This window comes from Zavarzinia sp. (assembly GCF_041650655.1).
In the GTDB taxonomy this organism is placed as follows: domain Bacteria; phylum Pseudomonadota; class Alphaproteobacteria; order Zavarziniales; family Zavarziniaceae; genus Zavarzinia.
On sequence record NZ_JBAZKR010000042.1, the window covers coordinates 24,135 to 38,208 of the forward strand.

Consider the following 14,074-nt stretch of genomic DNA (forward strand, 5'->3'; position numbering starts at 1 on the left):
GCCCCTCAGCTCGGCCGGGCCGCCACCGCGCGGTCCGTGCGCGGCGGGCGGCCGAACTGGCTCTTGTAGGCGGTCGAGAAATGGGCCGAGGACTGGAAGCCGCAGGCGAGGCCGATGTCGGTCACCGCCATGGCGGTGAGGCGGAGCAATTCGCGCGCCCTGGTCAGGCGGAGGTTCAGGTAATAGTCGGCGGGGGAGGTGCCCAGGTGGCGCTTGAACAGGCGCTCCAACTGGCGGCGCGAGATGCCGAGCGCTTCCGCCACTTCGGGCATCGCCATCGGCGTCTCGATATTCTCCGCCATCAGGGCGGCGGCCTGGTTCAGGACGCGCTGGCCGGCGAGCGGGCGGGGGCGATGCTGGTGGTCGCTGGCACCGCGCACGCGCTCCACGATGAACTGGTCGGAGACTTTGCTCGCCACGTCGCGGCCGAGGCGGGCGCGGATCAGGGCGAGCATCATGTCGAGCGGCGCGACGCCGCCGGTGCAGGTGAGGCGGTCGCGATCGATCACGAAGAGATCGTCGACGAAGGCCACTTCCGGGAATTCCTCGCGGATCGCCGCCAAATTCTCCCAATGGATGGCGCAGCGGTAATCGTCCAGCAGGCCCGCCTCGGCGAGCGCGAAAGTACCGGTGCAGAGCGAGCCGAGCGAGATCCCCTGGCGGTCCAGCCGGCGCAGGGCATCGACCATGCGGCGATCGACGGCATGGCGGACATCGACCCCGCCGCAGACGAAGACGCAGTCGAACCGCCCGGCTTCGGCGAGCGGCAGCGTCGGCGTCAGGCAATAGCCGTTGCTCGCGGCCACGGGGGTACCGTCCGGCGTCACCACCGCCCAGTCGTAGGCGGTATTGCCGGTGACGTAATTGGCCATGCGGCAGGCTTCGATCGCATTGGCGGTGGCGATCTGGGAATAATTCGGCAGGGTCAGGAAACCGAAGCGCCGCATTGTGGCGAGGTCGAGGGTGGCGCGCGCCATGTCTTCTCCTAGCGCTCGATCACGAGATCGGTCAGCGGCTTCGAGCAACAGATCAGGGCCAAGCCCTGGTCGATCTCGCGCTGGCGGATGCCGCCGGCGTGAGTCATGTCGACCTTGCCCGAAACGATGCGGCTCTTGCAGGTGCCGCACAAGCCCTTGGTGCAGGAGGAAGGCAGGCGCATCCCTGCCCGCCGGGCCGCTTCCAGCACATTCATGCCGGCCGGGCAATCGATCGCGCGCCGGCTCTTGGTGAATTCGACGCGGTAGACCTGGCCGGCCGCCGGCTGTTCCGCCGCGGGCTCGGCCTGCACACCGAAATCGAAACTCTCCTCGTGGTAATGCGCCATGTCGAAGCCCGCCGCCCCGAGGATGGCGCGCACGGCGGCCATGAAGGGCGCGGGGCCGCAGGTGAAAATCTCCCGTGTCCCGAAATCCGGCACCAGGGCGGCCAGGGCTTCGGCCGTGATGCGGCCGCGGATACCGGCCCAGCGCTCGTCCGGCGCATCGCCCTCGCAGATGGCGGCGACCCTGAACTGCGGCAGGTTCCGCGCGATCAGCGCCTGTTCTTCGCGGAAGACGATGTCGGCCGGCGTGCGCGCGGCATGGAGGAAGACGACATCGGTCGCCTCGGCCAGGTCGTGGATCTGGCGCGCCATGGACATCAGGGGCGTCACGCCGCTGCCGGCCGAAAGGAAGAGATATTTCGGCGCCGGGTGCAGGACATGGCAGAACTCGCCCATCGGCCCGGTCGCCTTGATCTCCATCCCCGGCACCAGATGGTCGTGCAACCAGTTGGAGACCGGGCCGCCGGGGACGCGCTTCACCGTGATCGAGAGAAGATCCGGCCGCGTCGGGCTCGACGAGATCGTATAGCAGCGGTTCAGCACCTGGCCGTCCACTTCGACCTCGAAGGTCAGGAACTGGCCGGGGCGGTAGTCGAAACGGGCCGGGCGGCGGGCGCCCAGGATGAAACTCTTCACGTCCGCCGTTTCGCGCCGGACCTGGCGGCAGACCAGGATCTCGTCGTCCTCGGCGTTCCAGGTCCCCGCCATGTCAGCGGCCGAGCCCGGCGGCGAGACGGCTGAGGTACCAGTTGCAGAACTGGTCGACCAATCCCTCGGTATGAGGCGAATAGGGGCCGGGCTCATAGGCCGGGCTCTTCGCCCCGGCATGGGCGAGGGCGACCAGGTCGCCGTCCTGGGCATTGGTCGCGACCCAGACCTCGGTCAGCTTCTCGAGGTCGTAGTCGACGCCTTCGACCGCATCCTTATGCACCAGCCATTTGGTGCGCAGCAGCGTATTGTCGGCATCGAGCGGGATCACCGAGAAGGTCACGATGTGGTCCGACATGAAATGGTGCCAGGAATTGGGCTGGGTCCAGAAGGACAGGCCGCCCAGCCTTGCGTCGGTGAATTGGCCGAGCAGGCGGCGGCAGGCCACCTTGGTATCCATGGTCTGGGACTGGCCGGAACCGTCGATCGGCAGGCGCTGGGTGCGGAAGCCGGTCACCATGTCGTCCAGATGTTCGACCACGCCGGAGGGTAGGCCGCCCGCCTCCCATTCGCGGCCGAGGTCGCAGACCATCTGCTCGTAGCGGGCCGCCTGCACCAGCTCGGTCTCGTCCGCCTCTTCCGGCGCGAAGCCGAAGCCATAGGCGAAGAGGGGGATGGTCAGTTCGGGATGATTGCCCGCGCAGTGGTAACACTCGCGGTTGTTTTCCATGGTGATCTTCCAATTGCCCTTTTCGATCAGGTCGGACTGGAAGGCGACCCTGCAATTGGGCAGGTCGTGGGGCGCCAGATAGGGCGTCATCACCTTGGCGACGGCATCGAAATCGTCCGGCGGATCGTCGGCCAGGCAGACGAAGAGGAGCCCGGCGAGGGAGCGCAGATGGACCGGCTTCAGGCCGTGGCAGGAGCGGTCGAAGCCCTGCCCCATATGCTCGGCGAAGAGGAGCTTGCCGTCGAGCCCATAGGTCCATTGGTGATAGCGGCAGACCAGGTTGCCGACCGTCGCCTTCTCCCGGTCGACCAGCTTGGCGCCGCGGTGGCGGCAGACATTGTGGAAGGCGCGGATCTGCATGTCGTCGTCGCGCAGGATCAGCACCGGGCTGGTGCCGATCTCGACCGTGTAGCAGTCGCCCGGTTCCGGCACGTCGGGCTCGACGCCGACGAAGATCCAATGGCGGCCGAAGATCAGCTCCATGTCGGCCGCGAAAACCTCGGGCGAGCTGTAGAACGGCGCCTCCAGGCTGTAGCCGGGCCGGCGGCGGGCGATCAGGGCATCGAGGGCGATCGGCTTCGGGCTCGGCATGGCGGACCTCGCGATTTCAGTGATCGGAATTCTCGGCCTTTCTGGAACGCTTCATATTATCAACACCGACACATATTTTCAGAATTGCGACATCACGCCACTTCGGCGCCGACACCGGCCGCACTGCGGAAAGCCTGGCGGGCATCGGTCGGCGTGAAGCCCATTTCGGCCTTGAACTGGCGCGAGAAATGGGCGCAATCCGAAAAGCCGGCTTCGAGCGCGATATCGGTCACCGACCGGCTCGTGGTGTCGAGCAGGAAGCGGGCGTAGCGCAGCCGGATGCCGCGGTAATAGGCGGCCGGCCGCTGGCCGAGGGCGGCGAGGAAGAGCCGCTCGAACTGGCGGGACGACAGTTTCAGGCGTTCCGCGATCTCGCCGATCGGCAGCGGATCGGCCAGATTCTGCTCCATCAGCAGAAGCGCGCGGCGCACCCGGTCGTCCACCGGGGTTTCGCCGATCGCGGGATGGGGCTGGGCGTCGCTGCCGGCGCGCACCTTGTCGGTCAGCATGATCAGCCGCGCCTTCTGGGCGACGGCGCGGCCGATGTGGCGCTCGATCAGGAAGCTCGCCAGGTCGGCGACGCCGCTGCCGCCCGAACAGGTGATGCGGTCGCCGTCGACGACATAGAGGCGGTCGGCGATCGGGTGGTGGTGGGGGAATTCGGCCAGGAAATCCTGGCAGTGGTACCAGGAAACGCAGCAGCGCCGCCCGGTCATCAGCCCTGCCCGGGCCAGCACGAAGGAGCCGGTGCAGACGCCGACCAGCGTGACACCGGCATCCGCCGCCTGGCGCAGATAGGCGACGGTCTCGCCGTCGACCTGAGGCCCCGCGTGCAAGATGCCGCCCACCACGACGATATAATCGAACCGGCGGGGATCGGTCAGCGGGGCGGTCCGCGTCACCGCGACGCCGCAGCTTGCCCTGACCGGCTCCGCCCGGCTCGCCATGATCGACCAGCGGCAGCGGATGGGACGGGACAGATCGCCCTCGTCCGCCGCCAGCCGCAGATGGTCGACGAAGAGCGAGAAGGCGGAGAGGGTGAAATTGTCGGCCAGCACGAAGCCGACGGAAAGGGGCGGGCGGTTCGTTTCGGTCATGGTCAGCAGGCGGTGAAGTTGACGGCCAGGCCGCCTTGCGAGGTTTCCTTGTATTTCGACTGCATGTCGGCCCCGGTCTGGCGCATGGTCGCGATCACCTGGTCGAGCGAGATGCGGTGGGTGCCGTCGCCGTGCAGCGCCAGGGAGGCGGCAGTGATCGCGGTGACGGCACCGAAGGCGTTCCGCTCGATACAGGGAATCTGCACCAGGCCGGCGACGGGATCGCAGGTCAGGCCCAGATGGTGCTCCATGCCGATCTCGGCCGCATTCTCGACCTGGGCATTGCTGCCGCCGAGCGCCGCGGCGAGGCCCGCCGCCGCCATCGAACAGGCGACGCCGACCTCGCCCTGGCAGCCCACTTCGGCACCGGAGATCGAGGCATTCATCTTGAAGAGCCCGCCCACCGCCGTCGCCGTGAGCAGGAAACGCTCGATCCCGGCCGGCGTGGCCCCCGGGCAATGGTCGCGGTAATAGCGCAGCACCGCGGGCAGCACGCCGGCCGCGCCATTGGTGGGCGCGGTGACCACCCGGCCGCCGGCGGCATTCTCTTCGTTCACGGCGATGGCATAGAGGCCGACATGATCCATCGGCGCATGGGGCAGGGGATGGTTGCTCTCGGCCGCCAGCCGGGCGGCGAGGTCGGCGGCGCGGCGGCGCACGCGAAGCCCGCCCGGCAATTCGCCCCGGGCGGAAAGGCCGCGGTCGATACAGTCCATCATGGTCGCGGTAACGCGGGCGAGGTGGTGCTTCACTTCGGCCGGATCGCGCAATGCCGCTTCGTTGGCCAGGGTCAGTTCGGCGATCGAGAGGCCGGCGACGGCGGCGCGGTCCAGCAATTCGCGGGCGTGGCGATAGGGGTGGGGCACGGCGGCTGACTCCGCCGGCGGGGCGCCCACCGCCGCCTCGGGCACGATGAAGCCGCCGCCGATGGAACACCAGGCGCCCGTGGCGATCGCGGCGCTCGCGGCGTCGCGGGCAGTGAAGCGGAGCGTATTGGGATGCCGCGGGGCTTCCGATACGCCGTCGAAATGGATGTCGGCCGGTACGAAGTCGATCTCCGCCCCGCAGGCCAGCATCAGGCGGCCGTCATGGGCGGCGCGGGCGACGATGGCGTCGGCCCTGGTCGCTTCCACCGTCTCGGGCTCTTCCCCGGCGAGGCCGAGGATGACGGCGCGGTCGGTGCCATGGCCGTGCCCGGTCCAGGCCAGCGAGCCGAGCAGCGCGACCTCGACCCGGCGGACCCGGCGCCGGTCGAGCGCCAGGGCGAATTCCCGTGCGGCCTTCATCGGCCCGACGGTGTGGGAGGAGGACGGCCCGATACCGATCTTGAACAGCTCGAAGACGCTGATCATGTCCCCTCCCGCCCCTGTCAGGTTTCGTATTCGAGCCGGGCTTCGCGCGTCAGGCCCCAGACATAGGGCAGGAACGAGCGCCAGCAGCCGACATAGAAACGCTGCGCCCCGAGGCGCCACAACAGGATTTCCGCCTTGCCGTAGAGCGTCCGCGTACACATGCCGATGGCAAAGCAGGTGATATGCAGGTCGAGCGGGCAATGGGCGTTCAGCACCGCCTCCGCCTCCGGTCCCTCGATCTCGAAGGCGACATTCCGTTCGCCGACCGGGACCAGGGAATGGGGCGTCCCCGCCAGATGCTCGGCGAAAGCGGCCTGGATCGCTTCGGCCTCGGCTTCGGGCGCCAGCAACTGCCATTCGTCCGGCCCGAGCCAGAGCACGGCGCGGGCGCCGATCTCGGCCGAGGTGCAGGCTTCCTGCGGCAGGGGCAGGCCGAAGGCGGTGGCGGCGGCCACCTGGGCCGGCGCCCGCCCGCGGAAGATATAGGCCGCGGCCGGCGGTCTCGGGCGCAGGGCGGCGGCGGCGATGGGCACTTCGTCCAGGGCCACGCGGTCGAAGGGACTGGTCCGTCCGTCAAGCATCGAGACGCACTCCTTCCGGATCATAGAACACGGGCGATACCAGTTTGACCGCGATAGCGCCGCCCGGCATCGGTACATGCAGGGTCTCGCCCAGCCGCGCCCGCCCGCCGGAAACGAGGGCGAGGGCGATCGGCTTGCCCAGCACGGCACTGTGATAGGACGAGGTGACATGGCCGAGCGCGGTCAGGGGCAACGGTGCTGTCGGATCGGCGACGATCTGGGCACCTTCCTCGAGCAGGACGGCGCTCTCCAGCCCGACCATCTGTTTCCGCGTCGGATTGCGCATCTCGGCCCGGGCCAGGGAGCGCTTGCCGACGAAATCCTTCTTCGCCTTGGCGATCGCCCAGCCGAGGCCGAGGTCGTCCGGCGCCACCGTGCCGTCGGTCTCCTGACCGACGATGATGTAACCTTTTTCGGCGCGCAGTACATGCATCGCCTCGGTGCCATAGGGCGTGATGCCATGCGCCTGGCCGGCGGCGAAAACCGCTTCCCAGACCTTCCGTCCATAACTGGACGGGACATTGATCTCGAAGCCGAGTTCGCCGGTGAAGGAGACGCGGAACAGGCGCATGGGGACGCCCAAGATCTTGCCCAGGCGGACCGACATATGCGGCATGGCCTCGGGGTCGAGGTCGATATCCTCGACCAGGGGTTCGATCACGGCGCGCGCCTTCGGGCCTTGGACGGCGATCACCGCCCATTCCTCGGTCTGCGAGGTCAGCCAGCAATCGAGATCCGGCCATTCGGTCTGGAGATAATCCTCCATCCGGTGCAGCACGGCGGCGGCGCCGCCGGTCGTCGTGGTGACGTGGAAGCGGTCGGCCGCGATCCGGCCGACCACGCCGTCGTCGAGCAGGAAACCGTCTTCCCGCAGCATGACGCCGTAGCGGCAGCGCCCGACTTCGAGCTTGGTCCAGGCGTTGGTATAGATCCGGTTCAGGAATTCCGCGGCATCCGGCCCCACCACCTCGATCTTGCCGAGGGTGGTGGCATCGAAAATGCCGGCGGCGCTGCGCACTGCCCGGCATTCACGGGCGACGGCGGCTTCCATGTCTTCGCTCCCGACGGGGAAGTAACGCGCCCGTTTCCACTGGCCGACATCTTCGAAGACGGCGCCCTGCCCGGCCGCCCAGGGGTCGATCGGCGTCCGCCGCACCGGCTCGAACAGATCGCCCCGGGCGGTGCCGGCGAAAATGCCGAAGGTGGTCGGCGTATAGGGCGGGCGGAAGGTGGTGAGGCCGACCTCCGGCACCGGCCTTTCCAGCGCGGCCGAGACGATGTTCAGGGCATTGATGTTCGAGGTCTTGCCCTGGTCGGTCGCCATGCCCGTGGTGGTGTAGCGCTTCACATGCTCGATCGAGCGGAAGCCCTCGCGGGTCGCCAGCACGATATCCTTGGCGCAGGCATCGTTCTGGAAATCGACGAAAGCCTTCACCTTGTTGGGATCGCGGCCGTGGGGCAGGGCACCGGCGAAACCGCCGGGGCGTGCGTCGAGCGCCGAGACGGCGAGGCTGCGCGGGCTGCCGGCGGCGAAACCGGCCGCCTCCGCCGCGGCCGTGCCAGCCACGAAACCATCGGCCAGCACGTCGGCCAGCGCCGTCACGCCCTTGCAGGCACCGGCGGAACGAAGGGCATAGAGGCTCTCGCCCGGCAGGTAATTGCCGCTGGCAGCATCGAAGACGAGCTTGCCGCGGGCCTGCGAATGGAGGTGCAGCGAGGGCGTGAAGCCGCCGGACATGGCGATCAGGTCGCAGGCGATGTCGCTGCCCGCCCCGCCTTTGGCCGGCGCCACCGTAGCACCGGATACGCGGAGCCGGCCCCTGGTGCCGGTGACCACGCTGCCGGTCAGGATCTTCAGGCCGAGGGCGCGGGCCGCCTCGGGCAGGGGGCCGGTTACCGTCTCGCGCAGGTCGGCGATCGCCGCGATCTCGACGCCCGCGGCATGAAGCGCCAGGGCGGCGCGATAGGCATCGTCGCCCGCGGTGGCGATCAGGGCGCGGCTGCCCGGCTTGGCGCCGTAACGGGTCACGAAACAGTGGGCGGCATCGGCCAGCATGATGCCCGGGCGGTCGTTGTCCGGGAACACCAACGGGCGCTCGATGGCACCGGCGGCGGCGACCACCTGTTTCGCCCGCACCTGCCACAGCCGCTCGCGCGGCAGCTTCGGATCCGGTGCCGCCAAATGATCGGTCACCCGTTCGCACAGGCCCAGGTGATTGTGGCCATAGAAGCCGAAGGCGGTGGTGCGGGCGAGCAGGGTGACATTGTCGCGCTGGCCGAGCAGGGCCAGGGCCTCGGCGATCCAGGCGCCGGCCGGCTTGCCGTCGATGGTGCCCTGATCGTCCGCCAGCAGGCTGCCGCCCATTTCCGACTGTTCGTCCGCGAGGATGACGCGGGCGCCCGTATCGCTCGCCGCCAGGGCCGCGGCGAGGCCGGCCGGCCCGGCGCCGACGACGAGGACGTCGCAATGGGCGTGACGTTGCAGGTAGCGGTCGGGGTCCGCCTCCTTCGGCGCCACGCCGAGGCCGGCCATGGCGCGGATCTTCGGTTCGTAGAAACGCTTCCAGGCGCCCGCCGGCCACATGAAGGTCTTGTAGTAGAAGCCGGCCGGGAAGAAGGGCGACAGCAGGTCGTTCACGGCGCCGGCATCGAAGGCGAGGGAGGGCCAGCGGTTCTGGCTCTCCGCCGTCAGGCCGTCGTAGAGCTCGACCCCGGTCGCCCGCGTGTTGGGCGTGACACGGGCGGTGTCGCGCTTGACCGCGACCATGGCATTGGGCTCGTCCGAGCCGGCGGCCAGGAAGCCGCGCGGGCGGTGGTATTTGAACGAACGGCCGACCAGGTGGACGCCGTTGGCGATCAGGGCGGAAGCCAGCGTATCGCCGGCATAGCCCTGGAAGCTCTTGCCGTCGAAGCTGAAAGACAGCGGCCTCTTGCGGTCGATGCGGCCGCCGAGGGCCAGGCGGAAGGGATTGCTCATGTCACAACTCCCCTTCGGGCGCCGGCCTCGGCTCGCCCACCTTGTAGGTGGCCAGGAACTTGTCGGTCACGGTGTGGCGGACGGCGTTGAAGAAGCGCCCACAGCCATGGACATGGCGCCAGCGTTCGGCGTGGAGCCCGCGCGGATTGCTCCGCATATAGAGGAAATCGGCCCATTCCTCGTCGGTCAGGGTGGCGGGATCGGCGGGCCGGGCGATATGGGCTTCGCCGCCGTGGCGGAATTCGACTTCGGGGCGTTCGCCGCAATAGGGGCAACGGATCAGCAGCATGTCACGCACCTCAATGGGCGACGGCCGCGGCGGCGGCCTCGTCGATCAGCAGTCCGTCGCGGAAGCGGTTCAGGGTGAAGCCGGCGTTGATCGCATGGGGCGCGCCGGTCGCGATCGTATGGGCGAAGACATTGCCGGAGCCGGGGGTGGCCTTGAAACCGCCGGTACCCCAGCCGCAATTGACGAAGAGGCCGGGCACCGGCGTCGTGCCGATGATGGGCGAGCGGTCGGGCGTCACGTCGACGATACCGCCCCAGTTCCGCAGCATGCGCAGGCGCCGGTACATCGGCACCAGCTCGCAGATCGCATCCAGCGTATGGGTGGCGATATGGAGGCCGCCGGTCTGGCTGTAGGACGTATAGGCGTCGGTGCCGGCACCGATCACCATCTCGCCCTTGTCGGACTGCGAGATATAGGCGTGGATCGTGTTCGACATGACGACGCAGGGAAAATCCGCCTTGACCGGCTCCGACACCAGGGCCTGAAGGGGATAGCTTTCGAGCGGCATGCGCACCCCCGCCATGGCCATGACGACCGACGTATTGCCGGCCGCGACCACGCCGATCTTCCTGGCGCCGATGTAACCCTTCTCGGTCTCGACCCCGATGACCGCGCCGTCTGGTCCGCGGCGGATGCCGGTCACCGCGCAATTCTGGATGATGTCGACGCCGAGGGCATCGGCCGCCCGCGCGAAACCCCAGGCGACCGCATCGTGGCGGGCGGTGCCGCCCCGGCGCTGCAAGGTGGCGCCCAGCACCGGATAGCGGATGTCGGGCGAAATGTTCAGCGGCGGGCAGAATTCCTTGGTCTGTTCCGGGCTCAGCCATTCGGCGTCGATGCCCTTCAGGCGGTTGGCATGCAGGTGGCGCTTGAAGGATTGAACGTCGTGGACATTGTGGGCCAGCATCAGGACCCCGCGCGGGGAATACATGACGTTGTAGTTCAAGGCCTGGGACAGGCCTTCCCACAGTTTCACCGCATGGTCGAAGATCGCCATGCTCTCGTCGAACAGGTAGTTCGAGCGGATGATCGTCGTATTCCGCCCGGTATTGCCGCCGCCCAGCCAGCCCTTGTCGATCACCGCGACATTGCGGACACCATGTTCCGCCGCCAGGTAATAGGCGGTGGAGAGCCCATGGCCGCCGGCCCCGACGATGACGACGTCATAGGATTTCTTCGGCTCGGGCTGGCGCCACTGCGGCTGCCAGCCCGTATGCCCGCCGAAGGCCCGGCGGACGAGGGAGAGGGCGGAGAATTTCTGCATGGTCCTGCCTGCTGCCGCGCGGCGCGGCAGGATCAGTCTCCGCCCGGCGCCGCTATGTCGCGAGCATACAAGCGCCGGGGCCTTTGTACGAATCCGACATGCTCACCACCCGCCGCAGGCAATCCAGTCTTCCATCATCGCCATGCGGTCGTGGCCCCAGAAAGGCTCGCCGTCGACGAAGAACCAGGGCGAGCCGAAGACGCCGCGGCCGACCGCCTGTTCGCTCAGATCCTTGGCCCGTTCCTTGATCGCAGGCGCGCGCATTCCCTCCAGCGCCGCTTCGGGCGAGAAGCCGAAGCCGGCGGCGAATTCGGCCACCGCCGCTTCATCCGACGTGTCGAGCCGGCAGTCGTAATAGGCGTCGAACACCGCCTTGGCGAAACGGGGCGCCAGCACCGACGCCTGGCCCTCGATCCAGTAGAAGGCCCTGGTCGCCGGCAGGGCGATCTTCGGGTGCCCTTCCGGGCGGGCGAAGCGATGGGACTTCAACCGGGCCAAGCGGTCCCAATCATGGGCGGCATAATCGCTCTTCAAGGGTGTCGAGGACAGGCCGCGGGCGCCGGTCAGCTTGAAGGCGGTGCCCAGCATGAAGGGCCGCCACAGGATGACGCGGCCGACCCGGGCGCCCAGCGCCTCGATCTCCTGCGCCGCGAAAAAGGCATAGGCGGAGGAAAAGTCGAACCAGAATTCGATCGGCGTCACTCCTCGCCCTCCCAATAGTCGGCGCTATCGGCGACGCGGCCGATGTGGTGGAAGCGGCGGGCCGATTTCTCGCCGCCGGGGGCGGTGCCGGCGACCACGGCGAATTTGCCGGAGTCCGGATATTCGGTCACTTCCGGCTCATGCATCGAGGAAATGGCGAGATAGCGGAGCGGCACCTTGCCGTCGTTGATCAATTGATGCGCGGTGTCGCGCCCGCCGGCCGGGCAGACCGCGACGTCGCCCGCGGCCACCGGCCAGGTCTCGCTGCCGTAACGCAATTTGCCGCTGCCCGAGACGATGACGAAAATCTCGTCGTTGGCGTGGTGGTTGTGCAGGGGCCAGCTCCGCTTGCCCGGCGGCACTTCGACCAGGCGGCCGCCCAGCTTGGTGGCGCCGCGCGGGGCCGCGATCGGGGCGGCATAGGCCTCGAACAGCTTCCCGCGGTGCAGCGGTTCCGGCAGCAGGCTGGACAGGGTGACGACCGGCTTCGGGGTCATGGCGCTTCCTCCAGGTCAGGGAAGCTATCGAAATATGGCCGCTGCCGGCCGGCAACCGGAAAACGGGCGGCGGGTGTGGCCCGCCGCCCGCCGTGCTATTCTGCCGCGTGGCGGGCGGGCCGTGCCGGCAGGTCTTCCGCCATGTGGTGGCGGGCGGCGACCGGCCGGATCAGGGCGTTGCAGACGAGGCCGACCACCAGCACGCCGGCCATGGTGTACATGGTCGAGTTGTAGAGGCTGGGGGTCGGGTCGACCGTGCCGGCGGGCGCGATCGCCATCAGCTTGGCGACCGTCACCGTCTTGGCTGCCACCAGTTCGTCCAGCTTGTCGAGCCCGGCACCGAAGGTAGCCTGGAATTTGGCGGCATCGACCTTGGCGGCGAGGTCCTTCAGGGCGCCCGCCAGCGTACTCTCGCGCAAGCTGGTGATGGCGAGCGGACCGAGCACGCCCGCCGTGCTCCAGGCCGTCAGCAGGCGGCCGTGGATGCCGCCCACATATTTGGTCCCGAAGACATCGGCCAGATAGGCCGGAATGGTCGAGAACCCCCCGCCATACATGGTGAAGATGATCATCGAGGCGGCATAGAAGAGCACCAGCCAGGTGACCGCCGGGGTGACGCTCACCGCCTGGGCCGAATAGGGGATCGAGAGATAGAGCGCGATCCCGAGCACGAAGAAACAGTAATAGGTGTTCTTCCGCCCGATATAGTCCGACAGGCTGGCCCAGATGAAGCGCCCGGTCATGTTGAAGACGCTGATCATCAGGACATAGGTGGCGGCGAAGGCGCCATCGACGATGCCGGGCAGGGTGGTGCCGAAAATCTCCGACATCATGGTCTTGGCGACGCCCAGCACGCCGATGCCGGCGGTCACATTGGTGCAGAGCACGAGCCACATCAGGTAGAACTGCGGCGTCTTCAGCGCCTGGTCGATGTGGACATGCTTCCTCGAGATCATGCGCCGGCTCGCCGCGTCCTCGGCCGGCGGGGTCCAGCCGCGGGGCAGCCAGCCGTCGCGCGGCACCCGGTAGGAGAAGGCGGCGATCATCATGACGACGAAGTAACCGACGCCGAGCACCAGGAAGGTCTGCACCGCCCCGGTCGAGCCGGTGCCGACGACATAGACGCCCTCCTGCCCCGGCAGCGCCAGCTTGGCTGCCTCGGCCGCACCGATGACGACGACTTCCTTCATGGCACCGCCGACTTCCGCCAGCCGGCGGCCGCCTTCGGTGATCAGATGCACGGCATCGACCTTGCCGAGGTAATCCGGCGCCACGCTGAACAGCTTCAGCAGATATTCCTTCAGGGGCGCGCCAATCATGGCGCCGCCGCCGAAGCCCATGATGGCCATGCCGGTCGCCATGCCGCGCCGGTCCGGGAACCAGCGGATCAGGGTCGAGACCGGCGAGACATAGCCGAGGCCGAGGCCGCAGCCGCCGATCACGCCGTAGCCGAGGTAGATCAGCCACAATTGGTGGGTGGAAATGCCCACGGCCGAGATGAGAAAGCCGCCGCCCCAGCAGAAGGCGGCGACCACGCCGACCATGCGGGGGCCCACTTCCTCCAGCCATTTGCCGGCGAAGGCGGCCGAAAGGCCGAGGAAGACGATGGCGACCGAGAAGATCCACACGACCGAGCCGAGCGACCAGTCCTCCGGCGCGCCGGCGACCACGCCGAGCGAGCGGGTGAGCGGTGGGTTGAAGATGCTCCAGGCATAGACCGAGCCGATGCACAGATGGATGGCGATCGACGCCGGCGGCACTTTCCACCGGTTGAACTCGTCACCCGCGACGATGTGCTCCTTACGAAGCGAAGCCAACATGCCCATTGTTTCCTCCCTGCCCTGTTTTCGTCGGTTCTCGGGATCGCCCGGCGCGGGTTTTCCGTCACCGGGCATGGCTCTACCGTGGCCGCCGTGTTCTGCCCTTGGCGGCGCGGTGAGATCGCTTGTGGGGTGGGTCAGCTCTTGTTACGCGGCAGCAACTCCACGGCTTCACGGGCCAGGGGATCGAGCCCGGCGCCGCCCT

12 protein-coding genes are annotated in these 14,074 nt (G+C 68.2%); all 12 read right to left on the reverse strand.

All coding sequences use genetic code 11. The features are described from left to right. Positions 1–5: 5 nt before the first annotated feature. Positions 6–977 carry a GlxA family transcriptional regulator gene (locus WC493_RS11380; RefSeq protein WP_373065626.1) on the reverse strand — a complete coding sequence of 324 codons (972 nt, stop codon included), beginning with the start codon at positions 975–977 and terminating at the stop codon, positions 6–8. A gap of 8 nt (positions 978–985) precedes the next feature. Continuing rightward, positions 986–2,029, reverse strand: a complete 1,044-nt coding sequence (locus WC493_RS11385; RefSeq protein ID WP_373065627.1) for a 2Fe-2S iron-sulfur cluster-binding protein — start codon at positions 2,027–2,029, stop codon at positions 986–988. Between the two features lies 1 nt (position 2,030). Further along, positions 2,031–3,290 (reverse strand): SRPBCC family protein, encoded by a 1,260-nt coding sequence (locus tag WC493_RS11390; RefSeq protein ID WP_373065628.1) that lies wholly within the window; start codon positions 3,288–3,290, stop codon positions 2,031–2,033. A 92-nt stretch (positions 3,291–3,382) separates the two neighbouring features. Next, the gene (locus WC493_RS11395) at positions 3,383–4,387 is read right to left on the reverse strand and encodes a GlxA family transcriptional regulator (RefSeq protein WP_373065629.1); all 1,005 of its coding nucleotides are present in this window, start codon (positions 4,385–4,387) and stop codon (positions 3,383–3,385) included. A gap of 2 nt (positions 4,388–4,389) precedes the next feature. Further along, on the reverse strand, positions 4,390–5,739 hold the full coding sequence (locus WC493_RS11400; RefSeq protein WP_373065630.1) for an L-serine ammonia-lyase: 1,350 nt from the start codon (positions 5,737–5,739) through the stop codon (positions 4,390–4,392). 17 nt (positions 5,740–5,756) lie between these two features. Beyond that, on the reverse strand, positions 5,757–6,320 hold the full coding sequence (locus WC493_RS11405) for a sarcosine oxidase subunit gamma (RefSeq protein WP_373065631.1): 564 nt from the start codon (positions 6,318–6,320) through the stop codon (positions 5,757–5,759). Beyond that, complete coding sequence (locus WC493_RS11410; RefSeq protein ID WP_373065632.1) at positions 6,313–9,297, reverse strand: sarcosine oxidase subunit alpha family protein; 2,985 nt, start codon at positions 9,295–9,297, stop codon at positions 6,313–6,315. Before WC493_RS11410 ends, WC493_RS11405 begins: the two co-directional genes overlap by 8 nt. 1 nt (position 9,298) lies before the next feature. After that, on the reverse strand, positions 9,299–9,586 hold the full coding sequence (locus tag WC493_RS11415) for a sarcosine oxidase subunit delta (protein WP_373065633.1): 288 nt from the start codon (positions 9,584–9,586) through the stop codon (positions 9,299–9,301). A 10-nt stretch (positions 9,587–9,596) separates the two neighbouring features. Continuing rightward, positions 9,597–10,850, reverse strand: a complete 1,254-nt coding sequence (locus tag WC493_RS11420; RefSeq protein ID WP_373065634.1) for a sarcosine oxidase subunit beta family protein — start codon at positions 10,848–10,850, stop codon at positions 9,597–9,599. Positions 10,851–10,952: 102 nt separating this feature from the next. Beyond that, entirely contained in the window at positions 10,953–11,552 is a 600-nt protein-coding gene (locus WC493_RS11425; RefSeq protein WP_373065635.1) for a 2-hydroxychromene-2-carboxylate isomerase, read from the reverse strand. Continuing rightward, positions 11,549–12,049, reverse strand: a complete 501-nt coding sequence (locus tag WC493_RS11430; RefSeq protein ID WP_373065636.1) for a cupin domain-containing protein — start codon at positions 12,047–12,049, stop codon at positions 11,549–11,551. Before WC493_RS11430 ends, WC493_RS11425 begins: the two co-directional genes overlap by 4 nt. Before the next feature lie 95 nt (positions 12,050–12,144). Beyond that, positions 12,145–13,869 carry an OFA family MFS transporter gene (locus WC493_RS11435; RefSeq protein ID WP_373065637.1) on the reverse strand — a complete coding sequence of 575 codons (1,725 nt, stop codon included), beginning with the start codon at positions 13,867–13,869 and terminating at the stop codon, positions 12,145–12,147. Positions 13,870–14,074: the final 205 nt, after the last annotated feature.

Excerpts from the sequence above, each read along its gene's own strand:
- WC493_RS11380 (WP_373065626.1), bottom strand. The coding sequence starts at position 977 with ATGGCGCGCGCCACCCTCGACCTCGCCACAATGCGGCGCTTCGGTTTC.
- WC493_RS11385 (WP_373065627.1), bottom strand. The coding sequence starts at position 2,029 with ATGGCGGGGACCTGGAACGCCGAGGACGACGAGATCCTGGTCTGCCGC.
- WC493_RS11410 (WP_373065632.1), bottom strand. The coding sequence starts at position 9,297 with ATGAGCAATCCCTTCCGCCTGGCCCTCGGCGGCCGCATCGACCGCAAG.
- WC493_RS11395 (WP_373065629.1), bottom strand. The coding sequence starts at position 4,387 with ATGACCGAAACGAACCGCCCGCCCCTTTCCGTCGGCTTCGTGCTGGCC.
- WC493_RS11400 (WP_373065630.1), bottom strand. The coding sequence starts at position 5,739 with ATGATCAGCGTCTTCGAGCTGTTCAAGATCGGTATCGGGCCGTCCTCC.
- WC493_RS11415 (WP_373065633.1), bottom strand. The coding sequence starts at position 9,586 with ATGCTGCTGATCCGTTGCCCCTATTGCGGCGAACGCCCCGAAGTCGAA.
- WC493_RS11420 (WP_373065634.1), bottom strand. The coding sequence starts at position 10,850 with ATGCAGAAATTCTCCGCCCTCTCCCTCGTCCGCCGGGCCTTCGGCGGG.
- WC493_RS11430 (WP_373065636.1), bottom strand. The coding sequence starts at position 12,049 with ATGACCCCGAAGCCGGTCGTCACCCTGTCCAGCCTGCTGCCGGAACCG.
- WC493_RS11390 (WP_373065628.1), bottom strand. The coding sequence starts at position 3,290 with ATGCCGAGCCCGAAGCCGATCGCCCTCGATGCCCTGATCGCCCGCCGC.
- WC493_RS11435 (WP_373065637.1), bottom strand. The coding sequence starts at position 13,869 with ATGTTGGCTTCGCTTCGTAAGGAGCACATCGTCGCGGGTGACGAGTTC.
- WC493_RS11405 (WP_373065631.1), bottom strand. The coding sequence starts at position 6,320 with ATGCTTGACGGACGGACCAGTCCCTTCGACCGCGTGGCCCTGGACGAA.